Origin of the sequence: Bradyrhizobium sp. USDA 327 (genome assembly GCF_041262065.1) — a bacterium.
Taxonomy (GTDB): domain Bacteria; phylum Pseudomonadota; class Alphaproteobacteria; order Rhizobiales; family Xanthobacteraceae; genus Bradyrhizobium; species Bradyrhizobium liaoningense.
Genome location: NZ_JBGCCW010000001.1, coordinates 2,114,984 through 2,134,994, shown reverse-complemented (window position 1 = coordinate 2,134,994; position 20,011 = coordinate 2,114,984). Strand labels below are relative to the sequence as shown.

At 57.9% G+C, this 20,011-nt stretch carries 16 protein-coding genes; 3 read left to right on the top strand and 13 right to left on the bottom strand.

Annotated elements, in window-relative coordinates:
* Positions 1-106: 106 nt before the first annotated feature.
* Positions 107-2,950 (bottom strand): Ig-like domain-containing protein, encoded by a 2,844-nt coding sequence (locus tag ABIA42_RS09625; protein ID WP_370113980.1) that lies wholly within the window; start codon positions 2,948-2,950, stop codon positions 107-109.
* Positions 2,951-4,167: 1,217 nt separating this feature from the next.
* Here ABIA42_RS09625 and ABIA42_RS09620 point away from each other — a divergent pair.
* Positions 4,168-5,028: a phosphatase PAP2 family protein gene (locus ABIA42_RS09620; protein WP_370113982.1), complete on the top strand. Its 861-nt coding sequence runs from the start codon at positions 4,168-4,170 to the stop codon at positions 5,026-5,028.
* Positions 5,029-5,195: 167 nt separating this feature from the next.
* On the opposite strand, the gene ABIA42_RS09615 is transcribed toward ABIA42_RS09620, so the two are convergent.
* From ABIA42_RS09615 to ABIA42_RS09585, 7 genes are all read right to left on the bottom strand, one after another.
* Positions 5,196-6,233 carry a glycosyltransferase gene (locus tag ABIA42_RS09615; RefSeq protein ID WP_370113984.1) on the bottom strand — a complete coding sequence of 346 codons (1,038 nt, stop codon included), beginning with the start codon at positions 6,231-6,233 and terminating at the stop codon, positions 5,196-5,198.
* A complete protein-coding gene (locus ABIA42_RS09610) occupies positions 6,223-7,371 on the bottom strand; it encodes a glycosyltransferase family 4 protein (RefSeq protein WP_370113986.1) in 1,149 nt (382 codons plus the stop codon). The genes ABIA42_RS09615 and ABIA42_RS09610 overlap by 11 nt, the downstream gene beginning before the upstream one ends.
* Positions 7,372-7,394: 23 nt before the next feature.
* Complete coding sequence (locus tag ABIA42_RS09605; protein ID WP_370113988.1) at positions 7,395-8,210, bottom strand: FkbM family methyltransferase; 816 nt, start codon at positions 8,208-8,210, stop codon at positions 7,395-7,397.
* Positions 8,211-8,226: 16 nt separating this feature from the next.
* Positions 8,227-8,982 carry a class I SAM-dependent methyltransferase gene (locus tag ABIA42_RS09600; RefSeq protein ID WP_370113990.1) on the bottom strand — a complete coding sequence of 252 codons (756 nt, stop codon included), beginning with the start codon at positions 8,980-8,982 and terminating at the stop codon, positions 8,227-8,229.
* A 102-nt stretch (positions 8,983-9,084) separates the two neighbouring features.
* Positions 9,085-10,053, bottom strand: coding sequence for a class I SAM-dependent methyltransferase (locus ABIA42_RS09595; RefSeq protein ID WP_370113992.1), 969 nt, complete (start codon positions 10,051-10,053; stop codon positions 9,085-9,087).
* 111 nt (positions 10,054-10,164) lie between these two features.
* Positions 10,165-11,214 carry a hypothetical protein gene (locus ABIA42_RS09590; protein WP_370113994.1) on the bottom strand — a complete coding sequence of 350 codons (1,050 nt, stop codon included), beginning with the start codon at positions 11,212-11,214 and terminating at the stop codon, positions 10,165-10,167.
* Positions 11,211-11,828 carry a hypothetical protein gene (locus ABIA42_RS09585; RefSeq protein WP_370113996.1) on the bottom strand — a complete coding sequence of 206 codons (618 nt, stop codon included), beginning with the start codon at positions 11,826-11,828 and terminating at the stop codon, positions 11,211-11,213. Before ABIA42_RS09585 ends, ABIA42_RS09590 begins: the two co-directional genes overlap by 4 nt.
* 446 nt (positions 11,829-12,274) lie before the next feature.
* On the opposite strand from ABIA42_RS09585, the gene ABIA42_RS09580 reads away from it, so the two are divergent.
* Positions 12,275-13,513, top strand: coding sequence for an O-antigen ligase family protein (locus ABIA42_RS09580; protein ID WP_370113998.1), 1,239 nt, complete (start codon positions 12,275-12,277; stop codon positions 13,511-13,513).
* A gap of 33 nt (positions 13,514-13,546) precedes the next feature.
* Entirely contained in the window at positions 13,547-14,626 is a 1,080-nt protein-coding gene (locus ABIA42_RS09575) for a hypothetical protein (RefSeq protein ID WP_370114000.1), read from the top strand.
* Positions 14,627-14,651: 25 nt separating this feature from the next.
* On the opposite strand, the gene ABIA42_RS09570 is transcribed toward ABIA42_RS09575, so the two are convergent.
* From ABIA42_RS09570 to ABIA42_RS09550, 5 genes are all read right to left on the bottom strand, one after another.
* Positions 14,652-15,746 (bottom strand): glycosyltransferase family 2 protein, encoded by a 1,095-nt coding sequence (locus ABIA42_RS09570; RefSeq protein ID WP_370114002.1) that lies wholly within the window; start codon positions 15,744-15,746, stop codon positions 14,652-14,654.
* 49 nt (positions 15,747-15,795) lie between these two features.
* Positions 15,796-16,956: a hypothetical protein gene (locus ABIA42_RS09565; RefSeq protein WP_370114004.1), complete on the bottom strand. Its 1,161-nt coding sequence runs from the start codon at positions 16,954-16,956 to the stop codon at positions 15,796-15,798.
* Positions 16,957-17,012: 56 nt separating this feature from the next.
* Entirely contained in the window at positions 17,013-18,476 is a 1,464-nt protein-coding gene (locus ABIA42_RS09560; RefSeq protein WP_370114006.1) for a lipopolysaccharide biosynthesis protein, read from the bottom strand.
* Positions 18,477-18,541: 65 nt separating this feature from the next.
* Positions 18,542-19,195 (bottom strand): PIG-L deacetylase family protein, encoded by a 654-nt coding sequence (locus ABIA42_RS09555; RefSeq protein WP_124158584.1) that lies wholly within the window; start codon positions 19,193-19,195, stop codon positions 18,542-18,544.
* A complete protein-coding gene (locus tag ABIA42_RS09550) occupies positions 19,192-19,989 on the bottom strand; it encodes a sugar phosphate nucleotidyltransferase (protein ID WP_158671895.1) in 798 nt (265 codons plus the stop codon). Before ABIA42_RS09550 ends, ABIA42_RS09555 begins: the two co-directional genes overlap by 4 nt.
* Positions 19,990-20,011: the final 22 nt, after the last annotated feature.

Here is a 20,011-nt window from a genome sequence, read left to right as displayed (position 1 = left end):
GTGGAGCACGAGAGGCAGCCGGAATAGAAGAAGGCGGGGGACCATCCCCCGCCTTCCATGATCTGCACCGCAGTCGGGCGGCTACTTCCTGTCGCTGAACTCGTGACTACGCGAAATGGAAGTCATGGCTGTTCAGCTTGTCGAGCTTCGTGTCCTTCAGCGTGAGGGTGTCGCTCCCCGTCGCGATCACGACGTCGTGGCCTGACTGGGCCGCATGGGAGAGAACGCTCGCAAAACTGTCGAACACGCTCTTGCTGAACTCGATCGTGTCGTGAGCCGGTCCGCGGGCAGCGAAGTCCTTGATGACGTCATGGCCGAAGTTCGACGCGAACTGGAACGTATCCGCACCCCATTTGCCAACCATGATGTCGTTGCCCTTGGTACTGGTCAGCGTGTCGCTGCGGCCCGAACCGACGATCGCCTCGCCCGAGCTGGTCCCGACCACGTGGCCTGTGGTGTCGACCTGCTCTGCGGAAAAGGCGTGGCTCTTGCCCGACAGGTCCGAGGTCTTGAAGCTCCACTTGCCGTCGGCTCCCGTGGTGACCGAACCAACCGAGGTCGTGCCGTCAAACAGCTTGATGGCGCTGTTGGGATCGGCCGTGCCCTTGATCGTTGCCGTGTGACCCCAATGGTGCTGCACATTGGTGACTTCCACGGTTGAGGTGCCGCCGCCGCTGTGCGGGCCAATCGGCGGATCAATCGGCTGCGACAAGGCGCTGGTGTTGCCGGCAGCGTCGATGGCCGTCGCGGTGAAGGTGTGGGACCCCTGCTTGAGATTCGGGGTCGTCACGCTCCAGCCGCCGTCACTTGCAACGGTCGCGGTACCGAGCAGGTTCGTGCCCTCATAGAGCTTGATCAAGCTTCCCGCTTCCGCGGTGCCGGATACCGTTGCCCGGTTGTGCGTGGTCGAATCGCTCAACAGAACCGGAGCATCGGGGGCAGCGGTATCCACCGTGACATCCAGCGCAGTCGATGCCTTGCTGGTGACGCCGGAAACCGTGTCGGTCGCGATGAAGCTGTGCTTGCCGTCGGGCAGCGCTGCAGTCGAGTAGTGCCACGCTCCCTTCGCATCCGCCGTGACCGTGCCGAGCTGGGTCTTGCCGTCGAACACCTTGACCGTGCTGTTGGCTGCCGCGGTCCCCGTCAGGGTCAGCGTGTTGTCGCTCGTGATGTGATCACCGGCGACACCGGTGTCTTTCGAAAAAGTGGCGATCTTCGGTGCGGCCGGTGCAGAGGTGCCCGTGCCCGATGTGCCGGTGCCAGAGGTACCCGATCCGGAAGTACCCGAGCCGGAGGTGCCTGTACCCGAGGTACCTGAGCCAGACGTGCCCGAGCCGGAAGTACCTGTACCCGAGGTACCCGAACCGGACGTGCCCGAGCCGGTGGAGCCCGTCGTTCCGGAACCAATGACCGGATCCACAGCCGTCGACGCAGCGCTGACGTTGCCGGCAACGTCCGTCGCCTTGGCCGTCAGCAGGTGCGAACCGGACGACAGCGCAGACGTCGTGACACTCCACGCACCGCTCGAGTTGGTTGTCGCCGTCCCGACCTGCGTCGTTCCGTCATACACCTTGATCGCGCTGTTCGCTTCGGCAGTTCCCGTCACTACCACCTGATTGGCAGAGTTCACGGTGTCGCTCGCGATCGTCGGAGCAGCCGGTGCCTTGCTGTCGATGGTGACAACCGTCGCAGCCGACGCCGCGCTGGTCTGGCCCGACGAGTTGGTCGCAGTCGCGGTGAGCGTATGCTTGGCGTCGGTCAGGACCTTGGTGATGTAGTCCCAGCTACCGGTCGAGCTCGCAGTGGTCGTACCGATTTGCGTCGAACCGTCGTAGATCTTGACCGTGCTGCCGGCAGCGGCAGCGCCTTTGAGCTCGATGGTGGTATCGTTCGTGATACCGTCGCCGGCAACGCCGCTGTCGCCCGAGAAGGAGGCGATCGTCGGGGCGCTCGGCGGTGCCGGGACGCTCGGAGCAGGCGAAGTCGGCTCCGTGTAGGTGGGCCCGGTGTAAGCAGGCGCATTGGCATCCTGCTCGACCTCGCCGGTCACCATGTTCACATTGTGCACGAAGGAGGTCTGGGAATAGGAGTCGTCCGGCCCGGCGGCCGGATAGTTAAAGCCGAAGGCTTTGGTCACATCGAAGTAGTTGTCGTGCGTCGAAAATGCTCCGCTGAGATTGGCGGCATCGGTCCCCGGACCGGAGACGGACATCCAATAGCTGACGCTGCCGATCAGCGTGTTGCCGGCGAACTCACCCGACTTCGTGTTGTCGGCAATGAAGCCCTGGGTCGTACCGCCATCCTGAACCGCCGTGTTGTAAAGGATGTGGGTCGAATCAATGGTCGGACCATAGACTTGGAGATAGTCGCCGTGGGTGCCTGAGCCGCCCATGCCGGCCTGCTGCAGCAGGTTATATTGGATCGTGATGTCGCCGCCGTCTTGACCATGGCGGCCGATCAAGTCGGAGTTGGAATTCTTCAGCCACGAATATTCGATTGTAAGGCCAGGCCCCTCCATTTCGACGAGAAATTCGGCATGCCCGCCGCCGCTCAGACCGTCGATGGTGCAGTTGGAGATATGCAGATTGGAGGACGACGACGTCCCTGTAATAACGGCGTCCTGCGGCCCGGACGGATTGAGACCATTGAAGTTCGAGTTGGTCAGGGTGGTGTTCGCTGCCGAGGTGACGACAGCCCAGCCGCCAAAATCATAACCGTCGAGCGTGACGTTGCTGCCCGTCACCGTGATGCTCTTGTGGGCCGTGTCAACGGACACGCCTGCCATCGAGATCGTTGCCGGATCCTTGAGCGCCAGTCCCGTGGGCACGCCGACGTGATAGTCCACCCCTGCGACTTTCCATGCCGGCCGGTTCGCACCATACGTATCCAGCAGGCTCGAAAGCTGCGCTGATCCAATTGGCGCGTTCGCAGAACCGTCGTTAACTGCCATTACCTGTTCTCCTGATTTGATGTCATCCGCATGTGCTCGACCCCGAAGGGCCTTCCCCGAGCAACATGCCGTTCACTTTGATTATTGGACAAACCACCACGTGATGATCGCCGAGCCGACTATTGGCCGGGCACCGCGGGCTTTTTTGGGACCACAACTAGGCTACGCCGGGGTGATGTTTGGCTCCCACCTGCCACACTCACTCGGATACGAATCAAATTGTGGACGACTGCATTGTGAATCGCCTGCGATTCAAAAACAAAGAGTATTATCGCCGGCTGCGCTCGTTTTCTTTGGAATAGTTGCCGTTGCGCACTGCGGCGCATGACACTTACGGCACTACGCAGAATCCGCAATTTAATATTTTCATTTGGGCACCTTAATTTAATCAGCGGCATGATAAATATTGTGGCAAGGCCCATCTGAATCTTCATCACGTGGCGCGTGGCTCGCCCCGCCGCTGATGCGAGAGGACAGCGAACCGACCAAACTCGATCAACCGCGTCTTGTCCTCATGGAGCGTCGGGCCGAGGCTGGCCAACCGCGCGTTGAGGGCCAAGAGCATTTCCTGCGCATCTGCCTCGCTCTCCAAGCTCATGACGAGGTCGTGCGTACAGCGCACGGTCACAACGCGACCGCGTGCATGGCGACAACGCCATTGGTGGACCCAGAGATCGAGGATGCAATGCAGGAAGATGTTGGCAAGGAGCGGGCTGATGCCTGTGCTCCTTGCAGCGTGCCTTGTCCGTCTCCTGCTTCTCGCCGCTCTCGATGACGCCAGCTCGTAGCCACAGCCCGATGAGCCCCAGGATACGAGGATCGGCGATCCTGTGCGCCACCATCCGCAACAGCCACTCGTGATCGACCGAGTCGAAGAAGCTGCGCATGTCGGCATCGAGCCCAGTTCACATGCTCACCAGGCGACTCCGGCCAGGCGACGAATCATCGGCGACCACCGCAAAGCCAGCACTGGGGGCACGACCAAGCTACGCCCCCCGCGGGACAAACAGAATGCTGGTTGAAGGAGTCATAGTTGGACGAGGTCCGGCGAACCGGCCTTGCCCCATGGCCGATCGTCCGCCGCTTGAGTCCAGAGCTGACCTGTCTTGGGGCGACGCGCGGCCAGCGTCGAGCAACGAATTAATCTTAAGTATAGTATTTCGCAATTTATTTATCGAACGGATTAATGTAACCTAGAAATTAATGGAGTTGCACGCATGGACCGGAATCTCGCAAAGAACCATGCGAGGTCATCTTTGCTTTCGGTCATCCCTGCAGCGGGCACGGGCGCCGTCTGGGATGGACTGTCAAAAAGCACATTTTCCGCGCTAATAATTGCGCTCGCCGCTGCAATCTTCGGATTGCAATTTTCCGCGGCAAGATTCAGCGAGACCGCAAGCGGCATCTGGGATCGGGACCTTCTTCTCAGGCTCAACTCGCTGGCCGCAACTGACTCGCTGCACATCTGGGAGCTCGACAACAATTCCCTGTTCAGGGGATCTCCGATATTCTTCTCCCTGCTCGCATTGTGGTTCGCCGGCGATGACCGAAAGCGGCGCAGCCGGACGCTCGTAGGACTAATTGCGGTTTGCCTTGCGACCGTTATCTCCGTCTGGATACAGTTTCATGTCACCACTCATATGCGCCCGCTTCTCGACCCCGCGCTTCCTTTGAATGTAGCCGATCCACGATGGAGTTTCGGTTGGGATCGCAGAGACTCATTCCCCAGCGACACCTCGACACTATTCTTCGCACTGGCCACACTGATCCTCATAGAGCATCGGTTGGTCGGAATACTTTGCTTTCTCTGGGTCGCCGTCATTGTAGCAGTGCCGCGGGTCATCTTTGGATGGCACTATCCGAGCGATTTGGGCGGCTCCCTGGCCTTAGGGCCGGCATGCGTCTTACTCTTCAACGCAGTTCCATACCCGCAAGCGCTGTGTGAGCGGATGTTGATCCGATTTCAGAACCACATGTATCTTGTCCATGCATTTCTATTCATTTTCTTGAGTGACGCGTCCATGTTGTTCATCAGCCTACAAAAACTCGGAAAAGATCTTGTGCGATTGTTCGGTTAGCCACACTGCGCGCGCGCCGCGCCCCCGCCAACTGACGCCTTGCCGTCATCAAAAGATATGCGATCGCGCGCTTCGCGCAAAAGAAATGATCTCGCCTACGGATCGATCCTCTGAACATCGTCTACATCTTGCCCGACGTTCCAGAAGACATCGGTCCACACGAGCGCCTAGCCAAGCATGTGCAATTGCAGGGATGCGTCCGGCTTTCCAGTCTTTCCCAACACTCCGTCTATCAGTCCCCTGACCGTGATCTTCGCGGCGGTTGGAGCCCCGATGGCGACGTATCTGATCGCGTACAACAAGCCGAAAGCAAAATGGAGGCCCCACCGCCATCCTGCCTCCCGGCGAGCGTAGACAATGCTATTGCGTGCAGACAGATACACAGACAAGTAGGAGCGTTTCCTCGGATCGACGGCAGAGCCGATAGCCGTGCCTCCAACGTGCCGTACGATCGCTCTTTCTGCAAATCCTATCCGATGCTCGCCACGACGACGCCCCCAGTCCAGGTCCTCCATGTAGAGAAAATAGTCCTCAGTCATCAGACCGACCTCTTCAACGAAGTCGCGCGTGACCAGAACGCAAGCACCGCTGATGGCGTCAATCTCGGACATCTCCTCGCGCGATGGAGCCCTCCCCGCCGGAGCGTTTCGGCCAACTGCTACGACACGGCCCGTCGTCGACGACCAATGAAGACCGTAATTGATAATCTTGTCCGGCACGTGATCGAACACCAAGGTCGCACCGACCATGCCAAATCCTGCGGCAGCCTTTGCCACTAGTTCAGACAAGCAATGACTGTCTACTTCGGTGTCAGGATTGAGAACGAGCACCGAATCCCAGCCCGGGCTCTCAAGGACTTGCTCGAGCCAGGCGTTGACACCACCGCCATAGCCGAGATTGTCCACCGCAAGTCCAAGCCGAACGATATTTGCCCGGCTCCGAAATCGACATTTTTCGACGACGGCTAGTCTTCCTCTCGCGTGGTCCAGAATATCCGAGCCGCCGTGCAGTTGCTGGAGCGTTCGGTCTGGACCGGCAACCACCGCAAACAACCGCTCGAACGCCTCCTTCCCTCCGTTCTCACAGACGAAGACCTCGAAATCCTTCCAATCGGAATGCGCCAACGACTTCAAACAGCGATCGACGTCATCCGGATTGCAATAGGAGACGATGAGCACCGCAAGTTTGGCGCGATCAGTTGCCATAGCCTAGACGCCCTATCATTTGCTCGCGGCGCCTGCCAGCGACCGTGGTCCACGTAAAACGCTGCGCATGCTCAAGCGCAGCAGCCGACATTCGTCGTCGAAGTTCAGTATCCTCCGCCAGCCGCCGAATGGCAGCGATCCAACCAGCTGCGTCATACGGATCCAGCACAAGGCCCTCACATTCATTTCGGACGATCCGTCCCGCACCCATGCTGGTCGTTATAACCGGTAGGCCGCAACCGCACGCCTCGTAGGTGACTTGGGGCCCTCCCTCCTCCAAGGATGGGAAGACGAAGATGTCCGCCGATCGATAAAGCGATCCAACATCCTCGACATAGTCGAGCACCGTCACGTCATCCCGCGCGAGCAAGTCGCTGTATTTTTCCTTGATGACTGGCTCCATTCTTCCAGCCAACACAAGCCGGCCCTTCACCCCGCTTTTCGCCCAATAATCAAGGATCAAATGGGCTCCCTTTCGTACCCCGATGATCCCGACGAAGACCGCAGTAAATTCATGATTCGATGGAAGAAGCCGATTCTTTCCCGATAAGCGAACCGGGTCCCAGCCATATGCTGTTTCCAGACATTTGCTCTTCGAAACGCCATTCTCGAGCAACGAACTTTCGACCGGTTGATTCGGGCAGAATATGTAGTCCATCGCCTCCAGACTTTCGGTTTCGCGATCAACTGTCGCGTCGGTGATCCCATGCATAGGCGCTACACCAATCTTGCCGTATGCATCGTCGAGAATGGCCTTGGCGGTCCTGGTATGACAATTGAACTGCTCTCGAAATACCGGGATGTCACGCCGTCTCAACTCCTGGAGCAATTCCATGCTAGCGCTGGGCCAGAGATACGCAGCCACCCTGCGCGATCGAGAGCGATCCAGGTGCGAGAGGAATGCAGCCTCCATGCTTCGGCCAGCGCCGCTCTTCACCCAGCCATAAGGGAAATACCGCTTCCAAGCGGGCAAGGTCTCGATCACTTCAACCAGGGGCAAAGGCCATCGGCTGCGCGGAGTGACGATCGTCACGCCAAAATCCCGATCGGCCATAGCCTCTGCGAGGGAGCCGCAGGTGTAGCCCACTCCTTTGCCTGTAAGCGGCAGTGGCATCAAAACGCCCGTCGAGAAACTCAATGCAGCCTCTGTAGTCTGACAGTCTAGATCGGGTACCATCCCCGGCGCATGGTTCTCCAAAACGCCGACATCCCGCGCCCAGCTCGATTGGATGCTTTCACGTGCGCCTCTGTGAGATACCAAGTGAAGGTTACGGACAGCGGTGCAGTTCCCGGCCTAAAGCATCCCCGATCGTAGACGTGGGGGCGATAGCCGAGATCATCCAGGAATTCGGTAACCGCCGGCGAGGCAAACGCACACATCAATGCGGGTCTCTGCCGCTGCAATGTTCCTTGCGCACCCTTGAGGATATCCAGCTCGGCTCCCTGGGCATGAAGCTTGATCAGAGCCGGAGCTAGATCGAGAGAATCGAGAGCTTTGCACGTAACCCGATGCTCCCGGACAGACAGCTTCCTTTCGTCAAAACGGTACATCCGTCCCGGATTCCTCAACCATTCCGTTGCCCCCTCGTAGGACGTCGCGGCCATTCCGTCGCACTCCCATCGACCGTATCTTGGAAGAAAAAAGTCGATAACCTCGGACCTGCAGCCAAGCGCGCAGTCGAGAATGGTCACGGCGTCGTCTCGGCGATGGCGAAATGCAAGTCGCTTCGCTGACCGCGGTTCGGGCTCGAAGGCCATGATACGGGACTTTGGCGCAAGTTTCTTGAACGCCGCCGTGCTCTGGCCTCGGTTCGCGCCCACGTCCACTATCAAACCGCTTCCGATGCAGAGCAATCCAACTCCACGAAACTCCGGCTTGAAAAGGTACGGTGCAACACCGTCTTTGACAGCAAACCTCACCGCCGCAACGCCAGGAACGTTGGCGTAGAAATAGCGGGCTACTGCCTTCAAATTCATATTGCTCTCGCAATTCTCATTTGGCGATCTTCCAGACAAGCGACTTCTGGCGTTCCTCGCCATCAATGGCTTCTCCGAGCATGATGTACTGCTTCGCCAGATGGTGCTTCAACAGGCCGAACGAAAGACGATGAAGCGTCTTTGCCTTGTAGCCTTGCATTCCGGAAATCAGCCCCTTGGAGACCTTCAGGCCCGCGGAATTCATGAGCCCGATCGCGGTATCCTCGACAAAGAACCTCAGATGGGTGCGGTCCAGAATACCTGCGTCCTGGTAGTCAAACCGGCGCTTGAACAGAAGCGGAACCGCAACACTGAGATGCGCGACATTTGGTACGGACACCACGACATGACCACCAGGCTCGAGCAATCCTCGCACGTTCTGCAGAACGGTTTTCGCATCGACAAGATGCTCGAGGACGTCGAGCAACAGTATGAGATCGTACTTCTTGAGCCGAGGTAGGCATTCATCAATGCTGCCCAAGACCGCCACATCCGCATTGCGGCTCAGTTCCTCTGCGACCGCGTCATTTATCTCGACGCCGGTCGTCACTGCGTCGGGGTAGATCGTTCTGATCCAGCGCAACGTCTGCCCGGAGGCGGCCCCGATCTCGAGGATGCTGGTCGCGGCCTTCGGCAGCAACGGTCGTATCTCGGCGCGCACATGATGAAAGTACCGGCTCATGTCTGCTTCGGGCGCAGGGGCGCGTTGCCTCTTCATATCGCTCAGCGGAGGAGCACGGGGGCTTTCGACCGCTTGTTCGAGGCTCCGCATTTTCCAAACCCTCCAGTTGCTGTATCTATCAAAGCGACCAAATTCTCGCCCGCAGAACTCCAGCCGTTGGCCCAGTGCGCAATGCGTGGCCAGCTTGACCGGTCAATGCAGTTGCGTCGCCCCATCCGCCTGATTCAGCTCGCCCCTCGATAGCGGCTTCGGCAATGCCGCGTCCGCTATCATTCTCGCGAAGTCGCTCGGGTCTACGGAATCCGGGTCAATCACAATACGATCGGCGCGGTATTTTCGCCGGATCTGAGACGATTTGAAGTGATACGAGAGACTTCGAAAAGCGAAAGGACCTATGAACTCATGAAGCACGCGCTTCCACCTTGGAATATTCCGTCTATCCCAGGCGACCCAGCTTCCGGTCGCGAAGCTCGTCCACGTCGCATCGTAGTCTGACTGTTGCACGCTCAAGTCGGAAGCGTTGCGGACCTTTCTCGAAAACACCACCAGCACCGTCTGCTCCTCAAAGGGGATCTGGTTCCTGCGGTTGAGGGCCACTGGCGGCTTGATCAGATGCCACCTCTTCGGGCGGGATGGCCTGACCAGAAAGACACCGGTATCTTCGAAACCATTTCGTTTACTGAAAAGGCTGTAGAAAAACTCCGGCGAGTACTGGTAAAGGCCGTGCGCGGGAAAGCCGTTTGCATTCGTCGCTATGAGGACGTGTCCGCCCGGCCTGACCAGGTTCACTATGTTGTCGACGACCTGCGCAACATCAAAGACGTGCTCGATCGACCCGAAGTCGAGGAACGTATCGAACTTCCCGTGCATATCGCTCGGTATCGGAAGATTGAAATCATGTACAAGCGACGCCCCCTCGAAAGCTGAGGCGTCAACCGAGACGATATTCTCCGCACCAAGCTTGCGGAGGAGGGACTCGCAGTAGAGCCCCACCGCAATCGACTGATCATACGCGAGGCTCGAATTCCTCTGAACCGCTTGAAATTCCTGTTTCCAGAAATGGATCTCATGTCTTCCGAGAGTGACCGTACTCCGAAAATCGAATCCATAGACTCGGTTTGCGAAGCTGAGCGCACGGAGGCCCGTCAGATCGATGCCCACAACTCTCTCCCTCTGGACGCTGGACCGTGACGTGACCCTTCCTGCGAGGTCACGTAATTCCCGTGGCCCGCTGACAATTCTCACACTCCAACTCTGCGCACTGGGTCGACGTCATCGTGCCGGACTCCAGGCTTTGATGAAACCCGACCGGGCATAGTAGACGCGTCTACGCGCACCTCGAACCATTCGCAGACCTTCACGCGCAAGCGAGGACGGAATCGAAGACGGCACGGTGACCGGCCCCTGAGGTTCGAGCCATTCACGGATTTGCGGATGCCCTGGTATGAGCGTCTCGAGAAGCCTGTTCCAGAGCTTCGGCTCCATGGAATCGTGAAAGTGAAGTACACTCACTCCCGTCATCTTTGCCCCGTCATAGTTTCTCGGCAGATAGCTACACAGGGGAAAGTTGCTGGCATCCGGCAGTGCTTGCCAAGCCAGCCCAAGCCGGATCACCGTCAAGCCCAGAACGACTTGATCCATGAAGTGCACTTGCGAGTGTGTGCGGGCCACTTGCCGATCAAGAAATCTCTTGAAATCGGCGAGAAATTCTCTGCCGAACCGCGTGCTGCGCCGGTACACGTAGAGGCCAGCGTTCCAGTAGAACCTGATCCGGTGTCCATCGCCCGTCTGAAGCCACGGAAGGTCGTCAGCAACTCTTCCGATGAGTGCAGCAGACCGCTCCCAGAACGGATCATTTGGATCGGTTACCCCCCTCGACCCGATTACCCCTGCATCCGGAGCACTCGCGAGGAAATCTACCCCAGGCGGCAGTTCAAGACCGTTGGGCTCACGCAGGAATAGGATATCACTATCGATCCAGGCAATCGCCTCTGTCGTGACCATGTTCTCGACAGCAGCAATCGCCTCTGCCTTATTCATATAGTGGTGCCAGACATAAGGATTGTCGGGAAAGACACGCAGATGCTTGATCCCAAGCTCCTTCATTCGGCGATGCGTCTCTCGCGCGAGAGCCGGAGTAGACCGAGGCGTGATGGCAATGACTTCCAGGTTTGCAAAGCGGCCACCGAAGCGCCGAAGGCTCTCCACCATGCGCAGCGTAAGTGGCTCCAGCATCCCTGACTCGATGCAGACCACAATCGTCATCGAAGGCTGCTTGCCGGCAGCATTGTCCTGCACGGCACCGCTCAGGCAATCGGTCAAATTGCATCCTCGCTTGCTTGTGCAAATCCGAGCTCCCTCGCCTTCGCTTCAGGGCACTCGAACTTGGGCTTTAACGTAGGCGCGCTCAGCATGGCCCGGTACCTCAGCCGGAAGCGACGAAGCAGCAACGGCAGGGGATTCCGGCTCAACTGAACGATCACCGTCGGCCAGGGGAGTTGCGCCCTCCACTTCCGGATCATGAAGCGGTAGGCAGCCAGGTAGGAAGGATCGAGACGAAGAGTTGCCTTGCTATTGTGGATAATCGGCAGGTCGATCACATAGGATTTCATGCCGGCCCTCTTTGCCTCGAGCACGATATCCGTTCCGTAGAGGTGGAAGGACGGCAGGCTTGGATCGAACAGGGTGCCCGCGGCCCGGCGCACGATCAAAACGACTTCGTCGAGGCTCGCAGCAAGACGGGGGCGGTCAAATCGCCCGCCGCATACGGTGCTCAGACCGGAATCCCACAAATGGCCGACGAATTCTCCGTCAGGCGTCATGCCGCAAATGCCGGCGACAGCCCAGGACGGATCAATCGAATTCAATCTCTCGCAAGCTGCTCGCAGTGCCATGAACCAGCCTTCGGGAAAATAGACGTCCTGATGAGCGAACACGACGACATCCGACCTGGCCGCGGCGATTGCTTGGGAGTATGCCGCTGATGCAGCCGCGGCCCCCCAGATAACGGAAACCCCAATACGGCCGTCCGCAAGGTCCGGAGATCGCTTCAGATTTCGAGCAAGTGTCGCTTGCTCGTTCGCAACACAACATACCTCTATCGAGCAGGTCATTTCCCACCTTCGGCCGCGCCGCCAACTAAATTAAATATAATCCGTCGCTATTTATTATCAACATATTATTTGGCAGCCGACATTAAATAATATATCTTTATTCCAGTCCAGTTAATGTTTTCGGATCGAGAAGGCACATGTCATCCTACGGCCTCAGTGGGTCCGGCCTAACGGAGAGTGGACCGCCACTCCAGGCCGTCGCGCTCGACGGGAGAACCGCGACAGCTTCAAACGGATGGGCGGCATGGCTGATATTGCTCGGGTGCGCCATGCCCTCCTACATGACGATTTACGTGGGGGGCGCCAAGTTCATTCCGGCGCGGATCGTAATTGTCCTGCTGCTCGTTCCAGCCCTGACCGAATTGTTTCAAAGAAGCCGATGGCTACGCGCGTCGGATTTTTTCGTATGCGCGGCGTCGGCTTGGATGCTGGCAGCGGTACTGGAAACGGATCAGGGGTGGTCTTCCGCGGCCGCTCTCATACTCGAATTTTCCGGCGGCTACTTCGTGGCTCGCTCCTACTTTTTTGGGCGCCGGGGATTGGAGGCTTTTGTCCGAGTGCTCAAGCCCGTTACCGCAGGGATCGTTGCTGTTGCGGTCCTGGAGCATCTTACCCAGCACAACGTCGTCGCAGCCCTTATGGGCTTGCCGAGCACGGGGTATGAATATCGCTATGGCTTGCTGCGGGCAACCTCGACATTTCCTCACGCGATCCTATACGGCTCGTTCTGCGCCGTTGCCGGCGCTGTTTTTCTGTACTCCGAACGCAGCTTTTTTGGTCGAAGCTTGTATTGCGGGCTGTGCCTTTTTGGATGTGTACTGGCGATGTCTTCGGCCCCGCTGATGGCATTCGGGATTGTGCTATCCGTCTATTGTTATGATCAGCTGCTGCTAGGGTGCCGCTGGAGGTGGCACGCCTTGGTGGCCAGCCTCTTCACGCTCCTTGGCGTCGTATTTCTGGTCGCCAACAAACCAATCTCTTGGATCGTCGCAAATCTCACGCTCGACCCAGCTACCGGATATTTCCGTGTTGCGACCTGGGAAAGCGCCGGCTACTACATCGATCTCTCTCCCTATGTGGGGTACGGATTTGGCTCGTACGCCTCCCCTGACGATTTCTTTGGCAACGCCTCAGTCGACAGCGTTTGGCTGACCTTGGCGCTCCGCTTTGGCATCCCATTAGTCGTATTTATTCTTCTGGCGAATATTACGGCATTCCTTCCGTCAAGGCGGACCGCCAGCATTCCGTACTACCAAGATGCTTACATGAGCAACATGCGTACGGCATTCACATTAGGCCTCGCAATGTTCATGTTCGTGGGATTGACAGTTCATTATTGGAACAGCAGCTGGATACTCTGGGGAATATGGATCGGCATCCGCGCATCGCTGAAGGAGGAATCCGTCGCGGCGGTCGAAACCCCCGTACTCTATCGCCAAGGGATGGCTAGCATCGATCGTGACCCCACTGTTGGGCAGGCAACTCGGGGATTCCATGCGTCCAGGTAACGAACCACGCCGGGCAAGGCTCCCGCTTCCGACATGACAGCCCGCTATATTGAACCTCTCTTCGCGCTCATGCTGCCCTGGTCGATAGCCGCCAGTCAGGCGCAAAGCGTCCCATCCGGAGACATGCGGCCGCCAGAGCGCGCCGCAACCGACAAATCAGCCCTCGATGACGGCTCATCCTCCGCGCCCAGTTGTACAATTCAGTATCCGTCCCTCCTGACCAAATACAGAGTCCGTCCGGAGTGGAGGGTCGCGGGTGTGGACTATTGCGTCGGTTATTCGACGAATACTCCCATCAGAGATCCGGCAACGATCTCGATGGAAGGTGTTTCGCTCGACGTGGCTCGGAAGAGCATCACGGTGACAGGCGACGATGTTACGCTCGACGGCTATGATTTCGGCGGCTGGTCCATCGCGACTACGGCAGCGAACACCAATCTGATCAACTCGGAATTCGATGGTCTGAATCCAAGCGGCCCGCAGAATAGTGTCATCAGCGGTGCACCGTCCTCCTCCGATCTACGCATCGCCAATTGCGTCATTGACGGGCTGAGCGGAGGCGGACGTGCCGAATTCCTGATCGAAATGGAAGGACCCGGCCTCACGATCGAATATTCCTGGCTGAAGAATTCCAATTCCGACCTGATCGGCCGCCATGGCCGAGACGGCGGCAACATCGTCATTCGATATAGTGTACTGGAACAGGCCGGAATGCGCGGCCCAGGGACCCACGGCGACTATCTGCAGGTTTACGGCCCGACCGTGGAAGCGATCCGCATTCTCTACAACACGGCGATCCAGAATGGCGGCAGTACTCAGGGGTTCATTGCGGATAACACGAAGTTGGGCGAGTTTGGCGGCAATACCCTGATCGGCAGCGTCACCTACTGGATGTCCGTATCCGGTCCGGGGACCGACGCCGCCAATCTGTCCGGGACATTCTCCACGCACGACAACTATTTTGATGTGACAAGAGCGTTCGGCTTCAACTATCCGGCCGCCGGGCCGAACGACCGCTACGCGAAGACCGTTTTCACAAACAATGTAAACATGGTAACGGGGCGGGTCGTCCAGGATTCTACCAGCCCGAAGCCGAAGCCGTCACGTCCGTGACTTCGCGTATCATCCGATCTCGCCGCTACGCTTTCGACGTGAGCTTCCTCTTGAGGCGGCGGAGCCCGCCGATAATTGGAGCAGGAATAAGCAGCCAGCAGGCCAGGCGCATGACGGTGAACGTGTCCTGAGCCTGCAAGGCCACTAGGTCGCGCCCCCATTGCCTCAACACTGGAAGTAGTTCGCGAAGACGAGTGCCTCTTTTGCGATACGAGGTGATGATCCCGATGACCTCACGGGCCAGGAAATGTCTGGCTCGCGATTGCAGCTGATGGCGCCTTCGTTCATTCCCGATTCTGTGCTCGGCGGTGACCGTTATGAGATCAACCAGCTTCTTGATATCCTCCAGGTGGCTCTCGAGCGCCAGACGAGATGTCTGCGTGGCGTCGTGAAGGGAATAGGAGCCACAGCATTCATTGACAAAGCCCGCCTTGCCCTCCAGCAGCAATGGGAGATGCCGTGCAAGATCACTCGCGAACGGCCATCCTGCCGGGAATCCTCCCCAGGCCCGGAGTCGCTCGGTACGAAGTATCGTGGTGCAGCCCTGCACCAGGATGCGCCGTTTCAGATATTCATCGAGGACATCGACGCCGTCCCAGATTCCAGTTGTCAGAATTTGACTGGCCTGTGGTGGCAGGTTGCGTCCCGACGCGACGACCCGGGCTTCACCCAACGCCATCACGATCGGTACTTCGGGCTCACTTCGGATCAGCGAAATGCATCGCTCCAACAGCCAAGGCGCAATTCTGTCATCATCTGGAACAAATACGATATAGTCACCCCTTGCCTGTGCCACGCAAGCATTCCAGTTCGCGGTCGCCCCTATGTTCTTAGGCTGGCGCACGACGCGTAGTCTTTCGTCCTTGAATTGGCTCAGGACCAGCGCGGTTTCATCGGTCGATGCGTTGTCCGACACCAGCACTTCGAAATGTGGATACGATTGACTCAGCGCCAGGCGAACACAGTCCAGCAACCACTTAGCTCGATTGAACGTAGGAATGGCAATGGTCACTAGAGGGTCGGTCCAGCGCGAGGCTGGATCCGGTCCCGCCATGACGTCTTCCGGCCGCTGCAGACTGACGGGACCGGTCGACTTCTCGATCTGACCTGAAGCTCGCATGGCAAACTCGAAAGCCTGTGCCGTCCCACTGGCCGTCAGTGTCGACGCATCAATGTTCCATCGCCCCTATTTTTTCGGCATCAGAGGCGGCATAGGACCGATCAACTACCTCCAATCGCGATCTCTCCCTTAAACGACCATCAGCCGCGAGTCCGCGCTCTTGCGCTGTGTCAGTAACCCTTTCGAGCCACACTTCGCGCCACCAGGAATAGATGCTCCTCGGGCAGAACATTTTGCAATTGCTGTATCGAGATCTGCACCAAACGTCCTCCAGGATCACAGCGGGCGTCTTGAGTGATCTCATCTTTCCGGTCTTCTCATCGATGAATCTCGATATCTGTGTCTTGACCCTGTAGAGGCCGCCGCAATACGGGACCAGCTCTGCATCAAAAGCCATGCCTCGATTTATGTTTTCAGTATCAACGGTCGCGAGAATGTCCTTGTAACTTTTCACCCTCACCAATTCACCAGGCTGCAGGTTCAGGGTGACGCTGGGAGTCTCATGCCGATGTGGTATTTTTCCCTTCCACCTCGGAAACGGAATGCCGCCCCGCAACTCCTGGAAAAGATCGTAAGCCAGGCGGGACACGTGACCCAGTCGTGCTCTCTTGGCGAGTGCGAGATGCCAGTAGGCCAGGTATACGAATCCGCGTGCGATCCGCCCCAAACCAGCGTTCCCCGAGGTGTAATCCTCCACGTATTGCCTGACATCCCACCATCGAGCCAACGTCGTAAAGCGGGGCAGTTCGGTTGCCTGGCAAGAGTATCGGATCTCTGCATCCACGGCGCTATCGCCGACGCGCGTCCCCCGAAGGACGTCTTCCTCTGTACATCGGCCTCTATCCGCGAACTCTCTGACGCGCTCGCCCCGATGCTCTGGTGGAATCACCACAGCGCCCGCGCTTTCATTGACGGGCCTGAGCCACGCCTCCTTCCAGAAAATGAGGCATGCAGCTTGGCAACCACCATACGCCTCCCCGTCGCATCGCAGATCAAGATGGACACCATTCGGAAGCCATCTTCCACCCGTGTTCGTGACGGTGTCACAAGTCTTGTGGGAGCGCTTGTAGACCTTGAATCGCTTACCACAATACTTGAACATTTGCGGCATGAACGGGAGCCCCTCGAAGCTGCCACTGCTGTCGAGCGTGCTAAGGATCTCCTCCTTGGTCCGCACTTCTACCCAGTCGCCCGCTCGCAGCTTAGTCATCGTGCCCTCCAAATGCGGTGGCCGTCGTCCAATCCCGAACCCAGCCCGCTCGCTTTTCAATGAGTCTTCATGGAAAGTGCGCCTTGCAGTTCTTTGAACAGGCCGAAGTAGACTGTCTTCTGTCCCATGAGAAACAGCAGCATCCAGAGATAGATTGCGGCGATAACGCAGCCTCCAAGAAGGAGCCTCAAAAGATGCGACTCTGAACCACCAAGAAAGGGTTGAAGTCCGAGAGCTACCGCCGCCGCCGCCGCACTTGCGATCAATGGCCGGCCTGCTACGAAAAGTAGATCTCGCAGAGAAATCACCGTTCCATGTAAACACCAGAGAACGTGGGGGATGACCCACAATACCATCGCGGCAGAATACGCGAACGCGACGCCGGTCGGACCATAGGGCAATCCGATGAGGTAGGCCACAATGACCAGCGGAGCGATCACCAGGGCAATCTTCAGACTTCGTACCTGTAGGCCTGCCGAATACAGCAGCCACGCAAGGGGATTGATAATGCCGAATACCAAGATCGTCGGCGTCAACAAGCGGAAAATGACCACTGTATCTCTCCACTTCGGCCCGAGTACCACCTCGACGATGTCATCCACGAATACCGCACAGAAGACCGTAATGGGCAGCGTCATCGACAGGACGATGGTATAGCCCTTCAGGAAGTAACTTTTCAGTCGAGGCAAATCGTTCTGAATCCGCGATAATCCCGAAAACGCGACGCCTCCAATCGCTGCGTTGAGCTCTGCCGTCGGCAGGTTGACAAGCCGATATCCTCGTTCGTAGATTCCAAGAGCATCGGCTCCCCAGTACCGGCCAAGAAGCAACTTCTCAAAGTTGTAGGCAACGTACACCACGAGAGAATTCAGGGTAACTATCCCACCAAAGCTCAACATGCCGCGGACTCCGGCGGTCCGGCGTGGTGGGCCAGGACTCCACCCCGTGGCTACCCATACGCACACGGTGTAAACTACGGTCGAAGTCAGCGTCATTCCCAGGATGGCCCAATATGCCAAGCCGCCGAAGGCCATGACGACTCCGGCAGCAAGGCTCACCATCTGTGAGAGCACTTCAATGACCGTCAACGTCGTATACCGCAGCTGACGCTGAAGCAGCGCTGAATGCTGCACCGCTAACGCGCTCAGGAAAAATCCCAAGCCTGCTACGACGGTCAGCCAGAACAGTCGAGGCTCATGGTACAACGCCACGAGAGCAGGCGCGGTTGCCGCGCAAAGGAGCGCAAGCGTCATTCCGATCGCTACATTGACCCAGAACAATGTCGACATCTGCTCGTTGGTGACGGTCTCTTGCTGAACTGTGGCCGACGACAGTCCTGCCGCTGTGAAGAGTTGAAAAACTCCGCTGACGGCGGTTGTCATCGCAACCAATCCGAAATCCTCCGGGTCCAGTAGACGCGCGAGTGCGGCCATGACACTAAGCCGAAGAGCGAAATTCGCCGCCTGGCCGCCAAGCCGCACCACGCCGCCGCGAATTATCATCCCCTTGAGATTGTCCATTCCAATCCCCGTAGAAGAGAATTCGGCATCGGCTTGCTTCCGGGTACGCATCCTCCAATGGCCTGTCATGACAGTGCGAGTTTATTCGCCAGAAACGCTTCAGCGTATTTTTCCGGCGCCCGACATTCCATGCCCCGCAGCCGCGCCAAACCGCGGAAGACTTCCGGATCGAACCATTGCTTGGAGCGCTGACTTCCAAAATGCGACATCAGCAGGTCGATCTTTCGCTGCAATGCCTGAGCTGAAACGGCCGAATACAGATTTGGTCGACCGACGTCTCCGTCCCACTTGGGAATCTCGTATTCCAGAATCAGATTATCTCTGAATGTATTCCACGTTAGACGTGACACCTGACGATGATCCTGATGGGCATCATCTCCTCGATGCGTCAAGATCAGATCCGGCTCGACGCGCCGCTTCAACGACTCGAACCACTTCTTGATCTCGTCACCCTGTTCTGGAAAGAAGCCGTCTCGAAAGGACATCGCTTCAATTTGAGAACGAGCCGCGTCGGACACGAATTCGGCCGCCGACGCCCTCGCCTCGCTCTCGCGTTCACCCGACGCGCTGAGTACACACCAATGCACGTCGAGCCGGACGCCACGCGCAATCAAATTCAGAATCGTCGCACCAACACCTATTTCGATGTCATCCGAGTGCGCACCGAGACAAAGGATCGAGAGCCGCTCTCCGGACGCGGCGAGTTGAAACGCCTTCATGAAGCCGCCTGCGTGCGCGCTTCGGGAACAACCTTCCAGGGCATTTCGCCCCGCTCGATCATCTCCTCGAGAACCTGCCGGTCCCGCAGCGTATCCATCGCGCGCCAGAAACCTTCGTACTTGTAAGCCATGAGCTTTCCAGCTTCGATCAGGCGATTGAACGGCTCCAGTACGAGTTCCTCGCCCTCACGTATGTAGTCGAAGATCTCCTTCCGGAAGATGAAGTAGCCCCCGTTGATCCAGATCTCGGACTGCTGACTGGAGCGCAGGCGCTTGACGGCGTCTCCGCCGTTGAATTCAGCAAGGTGAAAATTGAACGGCGGATGCACGGCGACGAAGCATCCGACCATCTTGCTCCTCTTGAACCGCTCGATTATTTCGGGCAACGGCGCGTCGGTCAGACCATCACTGTAATTCGCGAGAAAGATGTCCTCGTTCTCGACGAGCGGGCGCACTGCCATCAAGCGCTGACCGATGTTTCGCCAAATGCCGGTGTCGACCAGCGCCACCTGCCAGTCCGGCGGCTGCTCGCCGATGACCTCGACCTTCCTGCCGAAGTTGGAAACGACGCAATCGCTGTGAGCCCAGCGATCCGAGTTCAGGAAATACTCCTTGATCGCATTGGCCTTGTACCCGAGACACAGTACGAAATCGCGGTGACCATACTGACTGTAATATTGCATGACATGCCACAACATCGGGTGTTGGCCGACGGGCACCATGGGCTTCGGAATGCTTTCAGAATATTCCCGGATGCGGGTTCCGAGTCCCCCACAGAACAAGACAACCTTCATGGCCAGCGCTTCCCATCTTTCC